The sequence below is a fragment of the Erythrobacter sp. NE805 genome (genome assembly GCF_046452355.1).
Taxonomy (GTDB): domain Bacteria; phylum Pseudomonadota; class Alphaproteobacteria; order Sphingomonadales; family Sphingomonadaceae; genus Erythrobacter.
The window spans coordinates 265,755-287,095 of sequence record NZ_JBKFDI010000002.1 but is presented as its reverse complement, the minus strand read 5'-3'; the positions used below and the strand labels follow the sequence as shown (position 1 = coordinate 287,095).

17 protein-coding genes and 1 pseudogene are annotated in these 21,341 nt (G+C 66.9%); 8 read left to right on the top strand and 10 right to left on the bottom strand.

Annotated features, from left to right (window positions below; all coding sequences use genetic code 11):
• Positions 1-40 precede the first annotated feature (40 nt).
• From yfcC to ACLBKU_RS09330, 3 genes are read left to right on the top strand one after another with little or no spacing between them, the layout of a single operon-like run.
• Positions 41-1,492 carry a putative basic amino acid antiporter YfcC gene (gene yfcC, locus ACLBKU_RS09340; RefSeq protein ID WP_410179280.1) on the top strand — a complete coding sequence of 484 codons (1,452 nt, stop codon included), beginning with the start codon at positions 41-43 and terminating at the stop codon, positions 1,490-1,492.
• Entirely contained in the window at positions 1,492-2,718 is a 1,227-nt protein-coding gene (locus ACLBKU_RS09335; protein WP_410179279.1) for a cyanophycinase, read from the top strand. The genes yfcC and ACLBKU_RS09335 overlap by 1 nt, the downstream gene beginning before the upstream one ends.
• A complete protein-coding gene (locus ACLBKU_RS09330; RefSeq protein ID WP_410179278.1) occupies positions 2,718-3,602 on the top strand; it encodes an isoaspartyl peptidase/L-asparaginase family protein in 885 nt (294 codons plus the stop codon). Before ACLBKU_RS09335 ends, ACLBKU_RS09330 begins: the two co-directional genes overlap by 1 nt.
• 639 nt (positions 3,603-4,241) lie before the next feature.
• On the opposite strand, the gene ACLBKU_RS09325 is transcribed toward ACLBKU_RS09330, so the two are convergent.
• Positions 4,242-5,126, bottom strand: coding sequence for a LysR substrate-binding domain-containing protein (locus ACLBKU_RS09325; RefSeq protein WP_410179277.1), 885 nt, complete (start codon positions 5,124-5,126; stop codon positions 4,242-4,244).
• 87 nt (positions 5,127-5,213) lie between these two features.
• Between ACLBKU_RS09325 and ACLBKU_RS09320 the strand changes: the two genes are divergently transcribed.
• The 4 genes and pseudogenes from ACLBKU_RS09320 to ACLBKU_RS09305 all read left to right on the top strand — a co-directional run.
• Positions 5,214-5,909, top strand: a complete 696-nt coding sequence (locus ACLBKU_RS09320) for a nitroreductase (protein WP_410179276.1) — start codon at positions 5,214-5,216, stop codon at positions 5,907-5,909.
• The gene (locus ACLBKU_RS09315; protein ID WP_410179275.1) at positions 5,906-7,717 is read left to right on the top strand and encodes an AMP-binding protein; all 1,812 of its coding nucleotides are present in this window, start codon (positions 5,906-5,908) and stop codon (positions 7,715-7,717) included. The genes ACLBKU_RS09320 and ACLBKU_RS09315 overlap by 4 nt, the downstream gene beginning before the upstream one ends.
• A gap of 14 nt (positions 7,718-7,731) precedes the next feature.
• Positions 7,732-8,586, top strand: a complete 855-nt coding sequence (locus ACLBKU_RS09310; RefSeq protein ID WP_410179274.1) for an SDR family oxidoreductase — start codon at positions 7,732-7,734, stop codon at positions 8,584-8,586.
• Positions 8,587-8,635: 49 nt separating this feature from the next.
• Positions 8,636-9,366, top strand: a pseudogene (locus tag ACLBKU_RS09305) (acetyl-CoA C-acyltransferase); the annotation flags it as partial.
• Positions 9,367-9,508: 142 nt separating this feature from the next.
• On the opposite strand, the gene lpdA reads toward ACLBKU_RS09305, so the two are convergent.
• The 4 genes from lpdA to ACLBKU_RS09285 form a co-directional block, all read right to left on the bottom strand.
• Positions 9,509-10,921, bottom strand: coding sequence for a dihydrolipoyl dehydrogenase (lpdA, locus tag ACLBKU_RS09300; RefSeq protein ID WP_410179273.1), 1,413 nt, complete (start codon positions 10,919-10,921; stop codon positions 9,509-9,511).
• Positions 10,911-11,321 carry an acyl-CoA thioesterase gene (locus ACLBKU_RS09295; RefSeq protein WP_410179272.1) on the bottom strand — a complete coding sequence of 137 codons (411 nt, stop codon included), beginning with the start codon at positions 11,319-11,321 and terminating at the stop codon, positions 10,911-10,913. The genes lpdA and ACLBKU_RS09295 overlap by 11 nt, the downstream gene beginning before the upstream one ends.
• A gap of 6 nt (positions 11,322-11,327) precedes the next feature.
• Positions 11,328-12,014, bottom strand: coding sequence for a hypothetical protein (locus ACLBKU_RS09290; protein ID WP_410179271.1), 687 nt, complete (start codon positions 12,012-12,014; stop codon positions 11,328-11,330).
• A gap of 71 nt (positions 12,015-12,085) precedes the next feature.
• The gene (locus ACLBKU_RS09285) at positions 12,086-13,543 is read right to left on the bottom strand and encodes a 2-oxo acid dehydrogenase subunit E2 (protein ID WP_410179270.1); all 1,458 of its coding nucleotides are present in this window, start codon (positions 13,541-13,543) and stop codon (positions 12,086-12,088) included.
• A gap of 139 nt (positions 13,544-13,682) precedes the next feature.
• On the opposite strand from ACLBKU_RS09285, the gene ACLBKU_RS09280 reads away from it, so the two are divergent.
• Entirely contained in the window at positions 13,683-14,135 is a 453-nt protein-coding gene (locus ACLBKU_RS09280) for a universal stress protein (RefSeq protein ID WP_410179269.1), read from the top strand.
• A 1-nt stretch (position 14,136) separates the two neighbouring features.
• Here the strand turns inward: ACLBKU_RS09280 and rnr are convergent, their stop codons facing one another.
• The 5 genes from rnr to alr form a co-directional block, all read right to left on the bottom strand.
• Complete coding sequence (gene rnr, locus ACLBKU_RS09275) at positions 14,137-16,437, bottom strand: ribonuclease R (RefSeq protein WP_410179268.1); 2,301 nt, start codon at positions 16,435-16,437, stop codon at positions 14,137-14,139.
• A 113-nt stretch (positions 16,438-16,550) separates the two neighbouring features.
• The gene (locus ACLBKU_RS09270; protein ID WP_410179267.1) at positions 16,551-17,900 is read right to left on the bottom strand and encodes a M28 family peptidase; all 1,350 of its coding nucleotides are present in this window, start codon (positions 17,898-17,900) and stop codon (positions 16,551-16,553) included.
• A 119-nt stretch (positions 17,901-18,019) separates the two neighbouring features.
• Positions 18,020-19,564 (bottom strand): aminoacyl--tRNA ligase-related protein, encoded by a 1,545-nt coding sequence (locus ACLBKU_RS09265; RefSeq protein WP_410179266.1) that lies wholly within the window; start codon positions 19,562-19,564, stop codon positions 18,020-18,022.
• Positions 19,565-19,625: 61 nt separating this feature from the next.
• Entirely contained in the window at positions 19,626-20,207 is a 582-nt protein-coding gene (phaR, locus tag ACLBKU_RS09260; protein ID WP_410179265.1) for a polyhydroxyalkanoate synthesis repressor PhaR, read from the bottom strand.
• Between the two features lie 69 nt (positions 20,208-20,276).
• Positions 20,277-21,341 (bottom strand): alanine racemase, encoded by a 1,065-nt coding sequence (gene alr / locus ACLBKU_RS09255; protein WP_410179661.1) that lies wholly within the window; start codon positions 21,339-21,341, stop codon positions 20,277-20,279.

Below are 21,341 nucleotides of genomic sequence, written 5' to 3'. Positions count from 1 at the left end.
AGGGCGCGCAGGGCCCGGGGCGGCGCGGCGAGGAGAATGCATGACCGACGATCCCGCGCTGCCCCCGGCGAAAAGCTGGCAGATGCCCGACACGCTGCTGATCCTGTTCACGCTCGCCGTGCTGGCGTGGGCGGCGACCTGGCTGTTCACGCCGGGACATTTCGCGCTGGCGGGCGATCCGGCCCGGATCGTGCCGGGCAGCTTCATCGCCGCCGCGGGGCCAAGCCCCGCGCCGATCATGGGCGGGGAGGCGCGCACCGGCTTCATCGACTTCCTGTTTGCAGGGCTGGTCACCGGAGACCGCAATTCGGCTGCCATCGGCCTGATGGCCTTCATCATCGTGCTCGGCGGCGTGTTCGGGATGGTGATGAAGACCGGCGCGATCGACGCCGCGCTGCAATCCGCCCTGCCCGGCGGCAAGGCGCGTAACGAGACGCTGATCATCGCGTTGTGCATCGCCTTTTCGCTGGCAGGCGCGGTGTTCGGAATGTCGGAGGAGGCGATTGCCCTCACCCTGCTGCTCGCGCCCGCGCTGACCCGCGCAGGCTATGATGCGGTGACGGCGGTGCTGGTCTGCTACGGATCGAGCCAGATCGGCTTTGCGACCAGCTGGATGAACCCCTTCAGCGTGATTGTTGCGCAGAGCATTGCCGGCCTTGCGCCCTTGTCGGGGCTGGAGGTGCGCGCGGTGCTGTGGCTGGGCTTCACCCTTGCCGCCGCGCTGTTTGTCGCACGCCATGCCCGCGCGGTGCGGCTGGGGGAGCGGGCCCGGATCGGGACGCTGGGCGAGGCAGCGGCAGACGCTCCGGCGATGGCGTTCACCTTCGCTCACAAGCTGGTGCTGCTGAGCGTGATCGCCGGGGTCGGCTGGGTCGCGTGGGGTGTTTCGACGCGCGGCTACTACCTGCCCGAGATTGCCGCGCAGTTCTTCGCCGTCGGCATCGCCACCGCCGCGATCGCCCATCTCGGCCGAATTCAAGGCGCGCGCGTGCACGCGATGGTCGATGCCTTCCGCGAGGGCGCTGCGCAATTGCTCCCCGCGGCGCTGGTGGTCGGCGCGGCCAAGGGTATCCTGCTGATTCTGGGCGGAGATGATCCTGCGCGGGCCTCGCTGCTCAACACCTTGCTCGACAGCCTGAGCAGCCTCACCGCCGCGATGCCCGAGTGGCTGACAGCCTGGACGATGTTCATGGTGCAAAGCCTCATCAACCTCTTCATCGCCTCGGGATCGGGGCAGGCGAGCGTCACCATGCCGATCATGGCCCCGCTTGCCGACCTGTCGGGAGTGACACGGCAGACGGCGGTGCTGGCATTCCAGTTGGGCGACGGGTTCACCGATCTCGTCAATCCGACCTCGGCCGTGCTGATGGCCTGTCTGGCAGCGGCCCGGATCGGGTTCGGCGAATGGCTGGCCTTCATCTGGCGGCCGGTGCTGGGATTGATCGCGCTATCGAGCGTGGTGATGGTTGCGGCCCATCTGGGAGGATATTGATGCGGGCACGGTTCATTCTGGCGGGCCTTGCTTTGGTGGCGAGCCCCGCAGCGGCGCGGGCCGAGGGCGGCACGCTGGTGATCGTCGGCGGCGGGCTTGATCCGGCCAATGCCGAGATCTTCGCCGCGCTGCTCGATGCCCGGCCCGAAGGCGAGCCCGGTATCGCGATCATCCCGGCGGCCTCGGGCGAATCCGCCGCCTCGTCGCGGGCCTTTACCGCCGCGCTGCAACGCCATGGCGCCAAGCCGGAGGACATCGTGACCATCCGCCTCGCCGCCGTCGACGACCCCGGCACGCCTGATGTGGATGAAAGCCGATGGGCCGGCAACGCGCATGACCCGGCGGAGATCGCCGCGGTGGAGCGCGCGGGCGCGATCTGGTTCCTGGGCGGCGATCAGGCGCGGATCACGGCGCTGCTGCGGGAGAAGGACGGCAGCGACTCTCCGATGCTGGCAGCGATCCGTCGCAGGCTGGCGGCCGGTGCGGTGGTCGGCGGCACCTCGGCCGGGGCAGCGATCATGAGCGAAGGGATGATCGGTCAGGGCGACAGCTTGGGCGCGCTGCTGGTCAGCGCGGGCGGCGAACCGCTCGAACTGACGCGCGGGCTCGGGTTCCTGAAAGGCGCGCTGGTCGATCAGCATTTCGGTGAGCGCGCGCGGCTCGGGCGGCTGGCAGTGGCGATCACCGACCCGGATCGGCCGCAGCGCATCGGCCTCGGGATTGATGAGGACACCGCGCTGATCGTCACCCTCGGCGAGGCCCGTGCACAGGTGAAGGGCAACGGCTATGTCACCCTGCTCGATGCCCGAACGGCGCAGCGGACCCCCGGCCGGCGGATCGGGATCGCAGGGCTGAGGCTCGGGCTGGCGGGCACAGGCGACAGCATCGATCTTGCCGAGCCGGGGGTCACCCCCGCCCCTGTCCGCAAACCCACGGCGGGGCGCGAATACGTCGAACGCCCGCTGCTCGCAGGCGGCGGCATGGCCTATGGCGACCAATCGCTTGCGGGGGTCGTGGGGGAAGGATTGTTGGACAACGCCGCTGCCAGCGTGACCGAACGCCACTCCTTTGCTGGCCTCGAGGGCGTCACCTACCGCTTCGCCAAGACCGGCGCGGCGCGCGGGTGGTGGGGCCGCGATGCACAGGGCCGCGCCCGTTACACGATCGAAGGCGTCGCCTTCGACATCACGCCGATCACCGTTGCAATCAGGAAGGCCACAGATTGATGCCGCACCCCCACGTCATCGCATTGCACGGCGGAGCAGGCGTCCACCCCACCCGCGACTATCGCGAGGTCGAGGTGCATCTTGGCGCGCTGGTGCGGGACTGCGAGGCGCGGCTGGCAGCGGGAGCAAGCGCAATCGACGTGGTCGAACACGCGGTCGCGGCGATGGAGGCGAGCGGCCTTTATGTCGCCGGACGCGGGTCTGCGCCCAATGACCGGGGTGAGGTCGAATGCGACGCCGCGATCATGGACGGGGCGCGGATGCGAGCGGGCGGCGTATGCGCAGCGGTGGGCCTCGTCCACCCGATCAGCGCAGCGCGCGCGGTGCTCGAACAGACGCCCCATGTGCTGATTGCAGGCGCAGGCGCGCGGCGCTTGGCCGAGGAACAGGGAATGGCGCTCGTCACCGACAGCGCTGCCCATTACCGATTGCCGGTCGGGGTGGAGGTGGAGGAACTGCTCCAGCCCGACAGCGGCCTGGCGCATGGGACCGTCGGCGCGGTGGCGCTGGACCGGCAAGGCCGGCTGGCCGCGGCGACCTCGACCGGCGGCCTGTTCGGCAAGCGCGCCGGGCGCGTCGGCGACACCCCGATCACCGGCATCGGCAACTGGGCGGACGGCGATATCGCGGTCAGCTGCACCGGGATTGGCGAGGCTTTCATCTACGCGGGCGGCGCGCGCGATATCGCTGCGCGCATCGCCTACGGCAGGGCAAGCCTCGAGGATGCCTGCAACGCGATGCTGGCAGAGGTCGCGCGTCAGCAGGGGGATGGCGGCGTCATCGCGGTCGACAAGAAAGGCGTGATCACCCTGGCGTTCAATTCGCCCGGCATGAAACGGGCTGTGGCAGGCGCAAATCACCCGCCGTTTGTTGCCATTCTCTAGTAGATCCAGGCATGAGGAGGGCGCGGGTCTGATCGAAGGTGAAGCAATCACACGGAATGACGATCCGTGATGTCCGCTTTCCACCCACAGGCGGTCATGAGCATGGCCCTCACGCACTCGCAAAAGTGGATTGACGGCTCTTGGCGGAACCGGACGTTCGATCTCGGCTCCGTAGATGACGGTCTCTGGGTCGATCAGTGCCACAGGACTTTCGATCTTCAGGCCGAGAGGCATCCTTCCTGTGACCGATATGGTCACTGGAGAACGATCATGGAAACGCCTGAAACCGAAACAATCAGCAATAAGTACCCAGTAGCGAACGCGGACTGTTGGCGCCAAGCGCGCTCTCAAGCCGAAGCGGAACTGGCAAATCCGATATCATCACAACGAACGCCGCCGCTGGCGTGATCCTGCGCTGTTTGACCTTGCGTTCGACAGCAAGCTGCGCGGCTGCGACCTTGTGCGAATGTGTGGTCGGTCGCGCTGCATTGACTGGCAGCTTATGCGCAAGAACCCGACCAGATCCTCTCAACCGGCCGGCCTCGCGCAGGAATGCAATTGGGCCCGCTGCTCAAAGTTGGCTCCTGAGCAGACGTATCTGAAAGCCGAGTATCTGTTTTCGCGTATGCCAATCCGCAGTCAGACGCTCCTCTGAAGCGCCGAAACGATCGTTTCCAATCTGCGGTCGGTCGCCATGTGCTGCGGATATGCGGCGAACACCGGCCAAAGGTCGACAACAGTGCCGCGCAGGATCTCCACAAGCGCACCACTTTGCACAGCTTGGGCGGCGACATAGTCCGGCAAAGCCGCGATGCCTGCGCCCTCCAGCGCCAGATCATGAAGTGCTGCAAAGTCGGAGATGATCGCCACCGGTGCTATTTCCAGAACGCTTTCCCTGTTCTTCCATTTCAGTCTCCAGGTCGTTCGCGGAGTATAGGTTTTCGCTGCGAGCAGTCGATGCGACTGCAGATCGTGCGGCGCTCGCGGTTCCGGATGCCGGTGCAGGTAGGACGGCGCAACGTAGAGCCCACCGCCAACCGAACCGAGCCGGACAACTTTCCAGCCCGACGGCACCTCGTCAGAGAGTCTGATGGCAATATCATGGGGATCGGTTAACAGGTCGACGTAGCGGTCGGAGAGGTTGAGGTGAAACGCCAAACGAGGGTGTTGTTCCATCAGTTTGGCGATCGCGGGAACGACGACCAAGCGCCCGTAGGCGGTCGGCATTGTCATCCGGATCGCCCCAGAGAGAATGGCATCTTCGCCCATCACGCGCAGCTCGGCCCTGCGCAGGCCTGCAAGCGCAGCCCGGGCTTCGTCCGCGAAGATTAGGCCTGCTTCCGTCAGGCTGAGATGGCGGGTGGAACGCGCCAGCAGGCGGCAGCCGAGATGGTCTTCAAGCTGAGCGATACGCCGGCTCACGGTGGACTGGCTCAGTCCGAGCTCACGTGCGGCATCGCCGAAGCCGCCCACGTCGATCACCGTTAGGAACGCCTCTATCGTGGCAAGCTGCGCGCCACTCATTCACAATTCGCAATAGTCATATCGATCCTTGTCGGTCTGCAATCCGAAATATGCATGAAGCACCGATCCGATCAAGGAGCGATACAGATGGTTGGTGTTTCACAGGCGGTCCAATCCCGCCGTTCGGTAAGATCATTTTTGCCGGACCCTGTCCCCGCGGGCACCCTGCATGAGATACTCGAACTCGCGCAGCTTGCGCCGTCGAGCAGCAATATGCAGCCGTGGCGCGTCTTCGCCGTCACTGGAGCGCCGCTTGCCGATCTATTGCAACGCGTGCGGGAAACGGCAGCGGCCAATCCACGCGGCGAGCCGCCTGAATATCCGATATATGCTCCCGATCTCAAAGACCCGTACAACGCCCGCCGCATCGCCTGCGCGGAAGATCTTTATGGCCACATCGGTGTCGCGCGGGAGAACAAGCTCGGTCGTCTGATGCACTTCGCCCGCAATTTCGCCTTCTTCGGCGCGCCGGTGGGCCTGATTGTGACCATCGACCGCACGATGGAGCGCGGCCAATGGGCTGATGTAGGCATCTGGCTTTCGACCTTCATGCTGCTGGCACAGGAACGCGGGCTTTCGACTTGCGCCCAGGCGGCGTGGGCCGGGATGAATCGGACCGTCCGCAGCGCGCTGGCCATTCCCGATGAATACCTGGTCTATTGCGGCATCGCATTGGGATACGCCGATCCCGAAGCGCAGATCAACACTCTGCGCATAGGGCGAGAGCCGATCGAATCTGCGGTGACGATGATCGGCTTCGAAGAAGCGGCAGAAGCTCGATGACGAGGCCCCCTCTTGCGCTCGCGCTCGCACCCTTTGCCAACAGCGCGGACATCGCCGCCTTCGCGGCAACGCCGATCGAGGAGCGCATCGCTGTTTCGTCCACTTATGCGTTGATCGAGGCGGCGGCTGCGGCCTGGCCCGATGCGCCGGCGATTACCTTCCTGCCACGCGGGCTAGCGAGCGATGTCCCCGCGAGCCTGTCCTTCGCCGCGCTCGCCCGGCGCGTCACAGCCGTAGCCAATCTGTTCGTGGAGCTCGGTGTCGGGCGCAGCGACGGGGTGGCAGTGCTGCTGCCGACAATGCCCGATGCCTTCACAGCCATCTGGGCGGCGTCAGCCGTCGGCGTGGCGGTCCCGGTCAACCCGTTGCTGCGGCCGGACCACATGGTCGAGATCATGCGTGCGGCGAGGGTCAAGGTGGTAGTAAGCGTGGGCCCGGAGATCGACGCCGATCTTGCTGAAGGCGCATCGAGAATAGCCGAAGCAGTGGGAGCAAGGCTCGTCATTGCGCTGGGCAGCGCGCCGGCCGGTGCCGTCGACCTGGAGGCGGCCATGGCCGCGCAGCCGGACAATGTGCTGTCCGTTCCGCGTCCGACACTCGATGACATCGCAAGCATCTTCCACACCGGCGGCACCACGGCGCGGCCCAAACTCGTCGCGCACACGCATCGCAACCAGCTCGTCTGCGCCGTGCAGGTTGCAAGCGGCAGCGACCTTGCTCCGGGCGACGTGCTCTTGAGCGCGCTGCCGACCAACCATGTCATTGCCGGTATCGCCACAGGCCTCACCGTTATAGCGACGGGTGCGCATATGCTGATCCCGGGGCTCGCGGGCTTCCGGAACCCCTACCTTTTGCAAGACTTCTGGAAGATCGTCGCACGCCACCGGGTGTCCGGCTTCTCCGCCGTGCCAACGGTCCTTACCGCGCTGATGGGTGTGCCGGTCGATGCCGACATTGCGAGCTTGCGTTATGTCTCCTGCGGTGCGGCACCCATGCCGAGGGCGCTGATCGAGGGCTTCGAGGCCAAGACCGGCGCGCGGGTTTTTGAATCCTACGGCATGACCGAGGCGACGACGATAGTGTCGAGCAATCCGCGCGGCGCGCCGCGGCGGGAAGGATCGGTCGGCCTGCCCGCCCCGTATATCGATCTGCGCGTGAACGCGGATGGCGAAATCCTCATCCGCGGCCCGGCGGTGGTGCAAGGCTATCTCGGACAGGCGGCGGTGGCCGATGCCGATGGGTGGTTTCCGACCGGCGATCTCGGGCGGCTCGACGAGGACGGCTACCTGTTCCTCACCGGGCGGGCCAAAGATCTGATCATCCGTTCGGGCCACAATATCGACCCGCGCATGATCGAGGACGCACTCCAGTCGCATCCTGCGGTGGCCCTGGCTGCGGCGGTGGGTCGCCCCGACGGTTACGCAGGCGAGGTTCCGGTCGCTTTCGTGACGCTGCGGGAGGGAGCCGAGGTTGCCGAGGCCGAGCTTGAACGCCATGCCCGCGACTATGTGGCCGAACGTCCGGCAGCTCCGGCCACCGTCACCATTCTGCCCGCTATGCCGCTGACCCTTCTGGGCAAGATCTTCAAGCCCCGGCTGCGCCTGCTCGCTTCGGCCGTAGCCCTGCAATCCGTGCTCGACGGCTTGCAGGGCTTGTCCGGCGGGACCGCCAGGGCAAGAGCCCCGGACGATGCTGAGGCGGACATCGTGGTCGAACTTTCGCACACCGCAACGCCTGATGACGAAGCCACCATTCTCGCCGCGGCGCGTGATCTCCAGATCGCCGTCACCCTCGCGCGCGTGCCTTGAGAAGTAAAAGCAACATGACTGCACATGCATCAGCACTTTTCGCGCCAGGGCTGTTTAAGGGGCGCGTCGTCGCCGTTACCGGCGGTGGCAGCGGCATCAATCTCGGGATCGCCGACACGCTGGCGAGCCTCGGCGCGGATGTCGCGATTTGCGGGCGGACCGCATCGCGCCTCGAGGCGGCTGCAGAGAAGCTTCGGGCGCATGGCGGCCGGGTGCTGCCGGTTGTCGCCGATGTGCGGGACTTCGGTGCGCAGACAGCGTTCCTTGCCGAGGTGGAAGCCACCTTTGGTCCGGTCTCGACACTTGTCTGCGGTGCTGCCGGCAATTTTCTCGCGCCTGCCGAAAAGCTGAGTTCCAACGGGTTCCGCACCGTGATCGAAATCGATTTGATCGGCTCGTTCAATTCGACCCGCGCGGCGTTCGATCAGCTGCGCCAAACGCGCGGAAACATCGTCTATGTTTCGGCCGGCCAGGGCTTCATGCCCTATGCCTTTCAGGCCCATGCCGGGGCCGCCAAGGCCGGGATCGAGCAGATGATGCGCAATCTGGCACTCGAGTGGGGGCCCTATGGCATCCGCGTCAACAGCGTTGCACCCGGCCCGATCGCAGATACGGAGGGGCTACTCCGGCTTGCCAATCCGGCAGAGCTCGAACGCTTCGTGCGTGCGATCCCATTGCAACGGCTCGGCGAGGTCGGCGAGATCGGACAAGCCGTCGCCTTCCTTGCCTCTCCGCTCTCGGCCTATATCACGGGCACGCAGATCGTCTGCGACGGCGGGCAGAACCTCGCCGGTTCGGGCCTACTCAACCACAGCGTCGGCAAGATGCTTGCCTCAGCGGCTGCTACAGGAGAGCCGTCCCATGGCTGAGGCCTTGATCTTCGATGCTGTCCGCACCCCCTGAGGGAGAGGCAAATCCATCGGCGCGATGCACGAGGTCACCCCGGTTCGCCTCGCCGCACAGGTGCCGACAGCGCTAGCGATCGCAATTGTCTCGATGGAGGACTGGTCGAACAGTGGTTCTGGGCTGCGTTTCGCCGGTGGGCGAGCAGGGCGCGGACATTGCCCGCGTCGCGGCCCTCGCCGCAGATTATCCCGAGACCGCCGCAGCGGTCCAAGTGAACCGCTTCTGTGCTTCGGGCCTCGAAGCGTGCAACATCGCTGCTGCCAAGGTCATGAGCGGCGAGGCGGTGCTGGCGATCGGCGGCGGCGTTGACTCGATGTCGCGTGTTCCCATGGGATCGGATGGCGGCGCATGGCACACCGATCCCCAAGCGGCGTTCAAGACCCATTTCTCGCCGCAGGGGATCGGTGCCGATGCGCTTGCAACGATGGGCGGTTATAGCCCCGCAATCCTCGATGCCTTCGCGGTGGAAAGCCATCGCAAGGCCGCGACCGCCTGGGCGAAGGGGCCGTTTTGCCAAGTCGATCGTGCCGGTGACTGATGTGGCTGGCGAGGTCGTGCTCGAGGCCGATGAACACGTCCGGCCGGAAACCGATCTACATTCGCTTGCAGCGCTTGCGCCCTCCTTTGCCGTTCTTGGCGAAACCGTGCCTGGTTTCCACAGGGTGCTCTTGCAGCGATACCCGCACATCCAACGGGTCGAGCACCTTCATCACGCAGGCAACTCCAGCGGCATCGTCGATGGCGACCATGGAAAACCTGGCTATTCGGATCGGCGAGGACGGCATCGCTGTGGTGATGTTCGACGTTGCCGGACACAGCATGAATCTCATGAACCGGTAGATCGCGCCCAGGAGCCGGGCGGCGCCGGGAGCACCAGGCGTCGCCTCAGAAGTGCAGCGCCCTCCCGTAGGCGTCGAGCACGCTCTCGTGCATCATCTCGCTGAGCGTGGGGTGCGGGAAGACGGTCTGCATCAGCTCGGCCTCGGTGGTCTCGAGCACCTTGCCGACAGTGTAGCCCTGGATGAGCTCGGTGACCTCCGCGCCGATCATGTGCGCGCCGAGCAGCTCGCCGGTCTTCGCGTCGAAGATCGTCTTGATGAACCCCTCCGCCTCGCCGAGCGCGATCGCCTTGCCGTTGCCGATGAAGGGGAAGGTGCCGACCTTGACGTCGAGGCCCGCTTCCTTCGCCTTGGCCTCGGTCATGCCGACGCTGGCGACCTGCGGGTGGCAATAGGTGCAGCCGGGAATCGCGCTGCGGTCGAGCGGGTGCGGGTGGACCTCGGTGTTGCCGAGCTCCTTTGCGATTGCCTCGGCGGCGGTGACGCCCTCGTGGCTCGCCTTGTGTGCCAGCCACGGCCCCGGGGTGCAGTCGCCGATCGCCCACAGGCCCTTCGACTTCGTGCGCCCGTAGGGGTCGATCTGGATAAAGCCGCGTTCCATGTCGACGAGGCCGTCCACCCCGAGGTTCTCGGTGTTGGGGACGATGCCGATCGCGACGATCACGTGGCTGAAGTCGCTGGTGGTGCTCGCGCCCGCCTTGTCCTTGATGGTCGCCTGGATGCCGCTGTCGGAGACTGTCAGCGCCTCGACCCCGGCGCCGGTCATGATCGTGATGCCCTGCTTCTTGAGGCTCTTCTCGAGGAAGGCCGAGACGTCGGCGTCTTCCACCGGCACGATGCGATCGAGCATCTCGACCACCGTCACCTTGCTGCCGAGGTCGTTGTAGAAGCTCGCGAACTCGATCCCGATCGCGCCCGAGCCGATCACCAGCAGCTTCGTTGGAAGCTCGGCGGGGGTCATGGCGTGGCGATAGGTCCACACCCGCTTCCCGTCGGCGGGGGCGAAGGGCAGGTCGCGAGCGCGCGCGCCGGTGGCGAGGATGACGTGCTTCGCCGTCAGCTGTTCCTCGCCCTTGTCGGAGGTCACCGTCAGGCTGGTCGGCCCGGTCAGCCGCCCCTCGCCCATGTGCACGGCGATCTTGTTCTTCTTCATCAGGTGCGTGACGCCCTGATTGAGCTGTTTCGCCACCCCGCGGCTGCGCTTGACGATGGCGGCGAGGTCCGCCTCGATCTGGCCCGCGACCTTGAGGCCATAGTCGCCCGCGTGGCGCATGTAATGGAAGATCTCGGCCGAGCGCAGCATCGCCTTGGTCGGGATGCAGCCCCAGTTGAGGCAGATGCCGCCGAGGTTCTCACGCTCGACAATCGCGGTCTTGAGGCCCAGCTGCGCGCAGCGGATCGCCGCGACATAGCCGCCGGGGCCCGAGCCCAGCACGATCACGTCATAGTCATTGGCCATTGTCATTGTCCTTGGGGAGGAGAAGGGTTTCGGAAGCGGCAAGCGCGCGGGGGCGGTTGTCCTCGTCCAGCAATACGAACTTGAAGATGCCGCTCGCGACCTTGGTGGTGGCCTCGCCGTTGCGTTCCCGGGCGATGGCTTCGGCGGCGATGGTGAGCGAAGTGGTGCCGGTGGCGAGGAGGTCGCAATAGACGCTCAGCTCATCCCCCACCGCCATAGCGCCCGGGAAGGCGAAGTCGGTCGCCGAGACGACCACCGCCTTGCCTTGCCCCACCCGGCTCGCGAGCGAGCCAGCGCCCAGCGCCATCTGCGCCATCAGCCATCCGCCGAACACCCCGCCATAGGGGTTGGTGTCGGCCGGCATGGCGGTGACGCGGATCTGAGGGGAGCGGTCAGTCATGGGGGCTCATGCTTTTAGTGCGGGGTTCTTGTCGGCTTCTTCGCGTGAATCGAGTGTCCAGAAGGCCGCTTGGTATCTGCTGAATTCCTCTATCCTTAAAAGTGATAGCATAACTTCATTAGCCATTTGTCGGAGCGAGGCGTGGTGGATGTTATCCACGTAGCTGAAGTCCGAGGTCATTTCCGGTGTGAGTGCATCCTGCTCGGGTACCTCATCAACGATATGCAGATTTCCATGATAGGACTGCAGGACCGTCCCTCCTTGAGAGGTTGCCCATTTAACACTTGTTACTGCATTTCGAAGAAAGTCGAGATATTCTCCGCTTAATAGAGACCGATCGAAATGACCGAACCCCTCCTTATCTCTGACGGTTTCGATCAATTGTCGGCGAGTGATCCGGTGACTACCTCTGCACCAGATATTCTCTTCCAGCCAATCAACAACTGATAACTCATATAGCTTGGGGTTCGGCGTTGGTTGGAAACTGATGCGGCCGGAGGTTACGACAAGAGAGACGATCAAATCAGAGTCGCTAAAGATAGAGTTTTTCTGGATCGAGGTGAAACTAATGTCATCGAGACCAGATTGAGATAGCAAGGATATACTGTTTCGGCCGCGGTTGACGGTGAGGGTGTAAAGATATCCGGCAATCAAAATGGCTGCGTCTTCGTCTCCGTTATCGTAATCGCGCATAGCACGTAGAAGGAAGCGAACCTGCCGGTGTATGGCCACGACCGGATCGCGCGAAACTTCCCGCATTGCCCTTAGACCACCAGCCCCATCGGGTTCTCGACCAGCTGCTTGATCGCCTCCATCAGCTGCGCGCCGTCGGCGCCGTCGATGGCGCGGTGGTCGAAGCTGCCCGAGGCATGGAGCACCGTCGCCACCTCGATCGCGCCGTTCACCACATAGGGCTGCTCCTGCCCCGCGCCGACCGCAAGGATCATGGCCTGCGGCGGGTTGATCACCGCGTCGAACTGCTTGATCCCGTACATCCCGAGGTTGGAGAGGCTCGCCGTGCCGCCCTGATATTCGTGCGGCATCAGCTTGCCGTCGCGCGCCTTGCCCGCGAGCGTCTTCATCTCGGTCGAGATCGCGGCGAGGCCCTTGGTGTCGGCATGGGTGATGACCGGGGTGATGAGGCCCGAGGGCGCGGCCACCGCCACCGAGATATCGGCGCGGCTGTAACGGCGCAGCGTGTCGCCCTGGTAGCTGACATTGCACTGCGGCACGCGGATCAGCGCGCGGGCGAGCGCCTTGATCAGGAGATCGTTGACCGACAGCTTCACCCCGTCCGGTTCCAGCGACTTGTTGAGCTGGCTGCGCAGCTCGAGCAGCGGATCGAGGCGAATGTCGATGGTGAGGTAGAAGTGCGGGACGGTCTGCTTGCTCTCGGTGAGGCGGCGGGCAATGACCTTGCGCACGCCCGAGAGCTTCTCGTCGACGAAGGGCGCGCCGCCCTCGATGGCCGGAGCGGGCGCTGGCGCGGGCACTGCGGCGGGTGCGGGCGCGCTCGCGGCAGGTGCGGCAGCCGCGGCAGGAGCGGCCGCGCCGGGTGTGAAGCTCTCGACGTCGTCCTTGACGATCCGCCCGTTGGGGCCGCTGCCCTTCACCTGGGCAAGGTCGATGCCCTTGGCGGCGGCGATGCGCCTGGCGAGCGGCGAGGCGACGATCCGCTCGCCCGAGGCCGGAGCCGAAGCGGCGGGCGCCGGTGCGGGCGCTGCGGCAGGCGCGGGCGCGGGCGCGGGCGCGCCGCCGCCCTTGGCGATCGCGGCCTCGACGTCTTCCTTGGTGATCTTGCCCTTGGGGCCGGTGCCGGTGAGGCCGGCAAGATCGATGCCGTTCGCCTCGGCAAGCTTCTTCGCGGTGGGTGTTGCGCCCGGGCCGTCGTCCGCGGGAGCCGCGGCGGGCGCGCTGGCAGCGGGTGCCGGAGCCGCCTCCTTCGCCGCCGCCGGAGCGGGCGCAGGCGCCGCTTCCTCGCCCTCGACCGCGAGCCGCGCGATCACCGCGCCGACCTTCACGCCCTCGGTGCCTTCCTCGACGAGGATCTCGGCGATCACCCCCTCGTCGACCGCCTCGAACTCCATCGTCGCCTTGTCGGTCTCGATCTCCGCCATCACGTCGCCCGAGGCAACGCTGTCGCCGACCTTCACCAGCCAGCGCGCCAGCGTGCCCTCTTCCATGGTGGGCGACAATGCCGGCATCTTGATGTCGAGGGCCATGATCCGCTGATACTCCCGTGGTCGATCCTTGGGGCTGTCTCTGGCCAATTCCCTTGGCCCGGGCAAGGGGTCGGAGACGGCGCGCTTGCCAAATAATACGAATGCACCGATACCTTCGGCCCACACGGGGCCCGAGAACATGCGCACATTCCTGGTGATCATCGACGAGAGCGAGGAGGCGACCGCGGCCCTGCGTTACGCCGCGCGGCGGGCTGCGGCGGTGGGGGGTGCGGTGCACCTGCTCGCGCTGGTGCCGCAGCAGAACTTCTCGGCCTTCGGCGCGGTGCAGGCGACGATCGAGGCCGAGGCGCGCGACCGGGCGGAGATGCTCGCCCACGGGGTCGCGGGGAACCTGCTCGCGGAGAGCGGGATCATGCCGACGATCTCGGTCAAGATCGGCTCCGGCCAGAAGATCGTCAGCGAGTTCCTCGCCGAGCATTCCGAGGTCGCCGCGCTGGTGCTCGGCGCGGCGAAGGGCAGCAGTCCCGGGCCGCTGGTCACGCATTTCTCGGCCGCGGCAGGATCGCTGCCCTGCCCGCTCTACATCGTCCCCGCCGATTACGACGAGACCGCCGCCGCCCACGCGGGCTAGCCTATTTCTTGCGTCCCTGATGGCGGATGTTGCCCGGCCGCCCGCGCTTGCCGACCATGAACTTGCCAGCCTTTTTCGGGGGACCTCCCGCGGGCGCGCGGCGGCGCTCCTCGGGGCGCTTTCCGCGCGGCTCGATCACCTGTGCGTCCTGATCGGGCAGCACGAATTTCAGCGATCCGGTGAGCGCATTGGCCTCGGCGAGCCTGAGCTTCAACCGGTCGCCAATCGCGTAGGTCGTGCCGCTCTCGGTGCCGACCAGTGCCTTGGCGGCCTCGTCGTTGCGGAAGTACTCGCCCCCGAGCGTCGAGATCGGGACGAGCCCGTCGCCGCCGAGGCCGGTGATGGTGGCGAAGAAGCCGAAGCTCTGCACCCCGGTGATGCGCGTGTCGAAGACCTCGCCGACGCGGTTCGATAGCCACGCCGCGACGTAGCGGTCGATGGTGTCGCGCTCGGCCTCCATGGCGCGGCGCTCGGTCTGGCTGATCGCGTCGGAGACCTGCTCCAGGCTCGCGCGGTCGCGGTCGGAGAGGCCCGAGGTGGCCGGGATCGAGCCCGGCGGGGCGGGCTGTTCGAGCTTGTAGGCATCGACCAGCGCGCGGTGGACGAGGAGGTCGGAATAGCGGCGGATCGGCGAGGTGAAGTGCGCATAGGAGCCCAAGGAGAGGCCGAAGTGCCCGGCATTGGCGGGGCCGTAATAGGCTTGCGTCTGGCTCCTCAGCACCGCCTCCATGACGAGCGCCTTCTCGGCCTCGTCCGAGATGTCCTTGAGCATCCGGTTGAAGAGACCCGGCGTCACAACCTGACCGAGCGCGAGCTTCTTGCCCATGGTGGCAAGGTAGTCGCGCAAGGCGATCAGCTTCTCGCGGCTCGGCGGCTCGTGGATGCGGTAGACGACGGGCGCGGTCTTGGCCTCCAGCGCCTTGGCGGCGGCGACGTTGGCGGCGATCATGAAGTCCTCGACGACGCGATGCGCATCGAGCCGCTCGCGCACTGCGATCGAGGCGATGCGGCCCTGCTCGTCGAGCACCACGCGGCGTTCGGGCAGTTCGAGCTCGAGGGGGTTGCGGGCATCGCGCGCCGCGGCGAGCGCGCGCCACGCGGCCCAGAGGTTGGCGAGGTATTCAGGAGGGTTTCCGGCATCCACCTGCGCCTGCGCGTCCTCGTAGGCGATGTTGTGCGCGATCCGCACCAACGCGCGGGTGAAGCGGAAGCTCGTGACCTTGCCCTCACCGCTGATGTGGAGGTGGCAGGCCATCGCGGCACGGTCCTCGCCCTCCTTCAATGAGCACACGTCGGCGCTGAGCACCTCGGGGAGCATCGGCACCACGCGGTCGGGAAAATAGACCGAGTTCCCGCGCTTCCGCGCCTCGCGGTCGAGCGCGCTGCCCGGGCGGACGTAGAAGCTGACGTCGGCGATGGCGACCACGGCGTTGAAGCCGCCCTGCCCGTCGGGCTCGGCCCAGATCGCATCGTCATGGTCGCGCGCGTCGGCGGGGTCGATCGCGACGATGGGCAGGTGCCGCAGGTCCTCGCGCGCCTTCTCGGACAGCTTGAGCTTCGCCGCACGCGGGGCTTCCTCCAGCACCTCCTCGGGGAAGATGTGCGGGATGCCGTGCTTGGCGATGGCGATGAGGCTGAAATTGCGCGGCGCGTAGGGGTCGCCGACCACCTCGAAGACCTTAACGCCCGCCCGCTCGGAGCGCCCCACCCGCTCGGCGATCACCAGCTGGCCTTCCTCGGCGCTGCCCAGGTCGGCGATGGGGGAGGACTGGCGCACCCGCTTGTCGACCGGCGCGAGCCAGGCCTTGCCGGTGCGGTCGATCTCGACGACGCCCATCAGGCCTTGGGTAGCGGCCGGGAGCTTCTTCATCGGATGCGCGACCCATCCGCGTTCCGTCTCCTCGGTGCGCGCGAGGATGCGGTCGCCGCGCTTCAGCGCCGGGGGCCGTTTCGCACCTCGCATCTTCGGCTCGCGCACCACGAGCCGCGGCGGCTTGCCGGGGGCCTCGGGGTCCCAGTTGTCGGGCTCGGCGATGAGCTCGCCATCGTCGACGTCGACGATCTTCAAGGTCGTGACCTTCGGCACCCCGCCCATCCGGTGATAGGCGCTCTTCTTGCCGTCGATCAGGCCCTCCTCGGCCATGTCCTTGAGGAGCGCCTTCAATTTGATCTTCTCCTGCCCCTTCAGCCCGAAAGCCTTGGCGATCTCGCGCTTGCCGGCGGGGATGTCGGAGGACTGGATGAAGTCGAGCACTTGGCTGCGGCTCGGCATCCCCTGGGGGAGCTTGGGAGGCTTGGGCATGCCCTCCCCTTAACCGCTCGGGCTGAGCTTGTCGAAGCCCTGCCCTTCCTTTTTGCGTCGTGCCGAAAGGAAGAACGGCCCTTCGACAAGCTCAGGGCGAACGGACGGACCCGCTACTCCCTCCCCACCGGCTCAAAGGCCCCGCCGGGGACCGCGCTGGAGACGGGGGAGCAATAGCCGCCCGCGCAGGCAGCGACGCCGAACATCCAGTCGTCGCCGCGGACTTTCTTGACCAGGCTGAACGTGCGGTCCTGACCGGTTGCGACCGGGCCGTCGATGGTCATCAAGGTAGCACCCTCGCCCCAATCCGGGGCATCGGTCGCGCGGGTAACGACAGCATAGACCTGCGCGCCGGGGACCGAATTCCACTTGATCTCGGTATCCACCCGCACAGCCGCGTCCACCGTCACCTTCGGCGGCATCGGCGCGCGGGCCAGCGCATCGAGCGCGCGCACGTTGAGCTTCGTCACCCCGGCGAGGTAGGCGAAGTCCATTTCGTCGATGGTGTCGCCGTATTTCACGCCCTTCTCGGTGCGCAGGTCCTGGTGCTGGTGGTCGTAGTCCTCGACGCCGACCGAGAAGCGGATTGCGGGGTAGCCCTTCTCGAGGAACGGCACCTGGTCCCCGCCCCGGCCCATGCGGTCGGTGCGCCAGATTGGGCGGACTTGCATCTCGCCCGGGTGCTTCGCCGCAAGCTCCGCCACCCAACGCGAAAGGTTGCGCGAGGGCGTGTCGTTCTCGCCGCCGAACCGCGTCGCCGCCGCGCGCAGCTTGTCGGTGAGGTCGGCGCGGGGCCCTTCCGAGAAAACGCGCACCACCTTGGGCTCGCAATAGCCATCGCTCCCGCAGGAATTGCCGACGATGTCGTTGTTGAGGACCGCCTTGACGGTGAAGCCTTGGCTTTGCGCCCAGTCCGCGAGGATGCGCCCGCCGTGGAGCCCCTGTTCCTCGCCCGAGAGCAGGGCGTAGATGATCGTGGTGGGATATCTCGTGCCCGAGAGCACCCGCGCCGCCTCGATCACCAGCGCGGTCCCGCTGCCGTCGTCATTGGCGCCGGGGGCGTCGGAGGTCGCATCCATCACGTTCGACACGCGGCTGTCGATGTGGCCCTGGACGATGACGACTTCATTGGGGCGCTCGGAGCCGCGCTGGATCGCGACCGCGTTGCGCACCAGCGTTGGCGCGGGGATGCGCGGGCCGGTGACGGTCTCGCTGACGGGGAGCACCTCGAGGCACCCGCCGCACTTGGCGCCGATGCGGCGGAACTCATCCAGCCCCCAATCGACCGCTGCGCCAATCCCGCGCTGGGGGTCGGTCTGAGAGGACAGGGTGTGCCGCGTGCCGAAGCTCACCAGCTTGGCGACGTCCTGCTCGAGCCGCTCGGCGGAGACCGCGTCGGCGGGGTGGGTTTGGGCGGAGAGCGGGGCAGCCGCGAGGGCGGCGAGCAGGATCAGTTTGCGCATGCCAGCCTTGTCGCGGCCCGGCCCCTCGAACGCAACCCTCGTCATCCCCGCGCAGGCGGGGATCCAGCCAGAGTCTCGGGTTAGCTGGACCCCCGCCTTCGCGGGGTGACGAAAGTGGCTTAGTAAGCGCGCGCCACAAGGATGCGCTCGACCGCCTTCTCGCCGGTGAAGATGCACGTGCCGCTCGCCGGCTCGGCGCCGCGCGGCACGTTGCGGATGGTGAGCTTCGAAGCCTTCAACTGCTCGACCACCTTCTCGAGCGCGCTGCCTGTGGGCCTGGCCCACTCGACCTCGACCCAGCCGGGGTACTTGCCGCCCTTCTCGAAGTGGCGGGTCACCGCCGACCAATCGGTGAGGCCGCGGGTGATGTTCGCATCGCGCCGCGTGCGGGCCTCCTCGAAGAGCGCGCGCTGGATCGCCTCGAGCAGCGCCCCCGCCCCGGCGACGAACTCGTCCTTCGCGGGGTACGTGAAGGCGGGCTTGCCGTTGCCCTCGTTCCACAGCCGGTCGCGGCGCAGCACTGCGAGCTTGCCCTCGGCCATGTCGCGCGGGCCGACCTCGATGATGACGGGCGCGCCCTTGCGCACCCAGTCCCAGCGCTTGGCGGCGGCCTTGCCGGGCTTGGTGTCGAGCAGCACGCGGATGCGTTCGCCCAGCGCGGTCTGCGCGGAGAGTGCGGCGCGCATCCCATCGCAATAGGCGATCAGCTCGGCATCTTCCGGCGCTTCGCGCAGCATCGGGATGATCACGATCTGTTGCGGCGCGATGGCCGGCGGCACGCGCAGCCCGTCGTCGTCGCCGTGGGTCATGATGACGCCGCCGATCATGCGGGTCGAGACGCCCCAGCTGGTCGTGTGGCAATATTGCTGGCTGCCCTCGCGGTCCTGGAACTGGATCCCCGCCGCATGGGCGAAGTTGGTGCCGAGGTAGTGCGAGGTGCCGGCCTGAAGCGCCTTGCCGTCCTGCATCATCGCTTCGATCGACCAGGTTTCGACCGCGCCGGGGAAACGCTCGTTCTCGGGCTTCTCGCCGGCGATCACCGGGAGCGCGAGGTCATCCTCGGCGCAGGCGCGGTACATTTCGAGCGCGCGGTGCGTCTCTGCGAGCGCGTCCGCGCGGGTCTCGTGCGCGGTGTGGCCCTCCTGCCAGAGGAACTCGCTGGTGCGCAGGAACATCCGCGTGCGCATCTCCCAGCGCACGACGTTGGCCCACTGGTTGGTGAGCAGCGGAAGGTCGCGCCACGACTGCACCCAGCGCGCCATGGCATCGCCGATGATCGTCTCCGAAGTCGGACGGACCACCAGCGGCTCCTCGAGCTTCGCCTCGGGATCGGGGATCAGCCCGCCCTTGCCGTCGGCGATCAGCCGGTGGTGGGTGACCACCGCCATCTCCTTGGCAAAGCCCTCGACATGCTCGGCCTCGCGGGTGAAGTTGGCGAGCGGGATAAACAGCGGGAAGTAGCAGTTCTGCACCCCCGCGGCCTTGATGCGGTCGTCCATCAAGCGCTGGATGCGCTCCCAGATGCCGTAGCCCCACGGCTTGATGACCATGCAGCCGCGCACGCCGGATTCCTCGGCAAGGTCGGCGGCGGAGATGACTTCCTGGTACCACTTGGCGAAGTCGTCTTCGCGCGTGACGGTGAGGGCGTGGCGGATCTGGGACACGGGGAGTGGGCTTCCTGCTAGAACGAGCGCGGCTGCTGCCGCCGGCGCAGGCCGCTAAGCGCTATTTGCCGAGTTCGTCCAGCTTCTTCTGCATCGCCGCCATCTGCTCGCGCAGCACCGCGATCTCGTCGCGGCTCTCCGAGGCTTGCGCGGGGGCGGCGGACTTGGGCTTGCTCTTGGAAAGGCCCGGCATGAAGACGTCGGCGGCGGCGCGCATCATCGCCATGTTGGTCTCGTGCAGCGCGGCAAACGGCGTCGCGCTGATGCCCTTCTCGAAGGCCTCGCGGATCTTCGCCTGGTTGTCGCGGAAGTTCGCCATGCTCGCCTCGAGGTAGGAGGGCATCAGCGCCTGCATCGAATTGCCGTACATGCCGATCAATTGCCTGAGGAAGCTCACCGGGAGCATCTGCTGGCTGCCGTTGGCTTCCTCGTCCATGATGATCTGGGTCAGGATCGAATGGGTGATGTCGTCACCGGTCTTGGCGTCGAGCACCTGGAACTCGACATTCTCGCGCACCATCCGGGCGAGGTCCTCGAGCGTGATGTAGCTGGAGGACGCGGTGTTGTAGAGCCGCCGGTTGGCGTACTTCTTGATGATGATCGCGCCGCCTTCACCCGACGCGGTTTTCGTCCTGCCTGCCATGCTTTTCTCGACCCCGGATTTATGTCCTTTGAGGCCCCTTAGCACTTGCACACGTTGCGGTGCAACACGTCACGCCGATGACAGCGATTCGCGGCGCAGGCGGTGGCCGATCACGGTGAGCATCTCGTAGGGCGAGAGGCCCTTTTGCTGCGCAGCATCGGCAATGTCCCAAGGCACCGCGAGCCAGTCTCCGGCGGCGAGTTCGGGTGCCTCGGCGAGGTCGACCACCACCATGTCCATCGACACCTTGCCGAGGATGGGGAGCGCGCGACCTTCGTGCAGGAGCGCGTTGCCCGCCCCGCGCTGGCGCAGGAAGCCGTCGGCATAGCCGATCGACACGGTGCCGACACGCATGTGGGTGCTCGCGATGAACTGCGCGTTGTAGCCCACCCCCTCGCCCGGCGCGATGTGGCGGCACTGGAGGAGCTGCGCCTCGATCCGGACGACCGGCGCGATGTGCCCGGCGAGCTCCTCGCGCGGGACGCCGCCGTAGAGCGCGATGCCGGGCCGCGTGACGTCGAAGGCGAAGCCGGCGCCGAGCGCGATCCCGGCGCTGTTGGCGAGGCTGAGGCGCCGGTGCGCGATGCTCTCGGCCGCCTCGCCGAGGAGCTCGGCCTGCATCCGGTTCATCGCGGTGCGCTCGTCGGCGCTGGCGAGGTGGCTCATCAGCATGTCGACCTCGAGCGCGGCGATGCGCGGGTCGCGCGCGTCGCTTGGGCCGATGCCGAGGCGGTTGATGCCGGTGTCGACCATCAGGTGGCAGAGGCCTCCCCCGCTCGCCTGCCACAACTCCGCCTGCTCGAGCGAGTTGATGACCGGCACCGCGCCGGTCGCGCGGGCATAGGCGCAGTCGGCCTCGCTCATCGGGCCGTGGAGCACCGCGATCCTGTCGCCCGGCACGTGGCGGATCACGTCCGCGACCTCGCTCCAGTGCGCGACGAAGAACAGCGCGCAGCCGGCGTCGCGCAGCACCGGCACGCAGGTGTCGACCCCGAGGCCATAGGCATCGGCCTTGACCGCCGCGCCCGCGCTCGCCGTGCCGGACAGGGCGTCGAGCGCGCGCCAGTTGGCGGCGAGCGCCTGCGTATCGACGCTCAGGCGCAGGGTGGGAGGAGGCGGGACGACAGGCAAGAT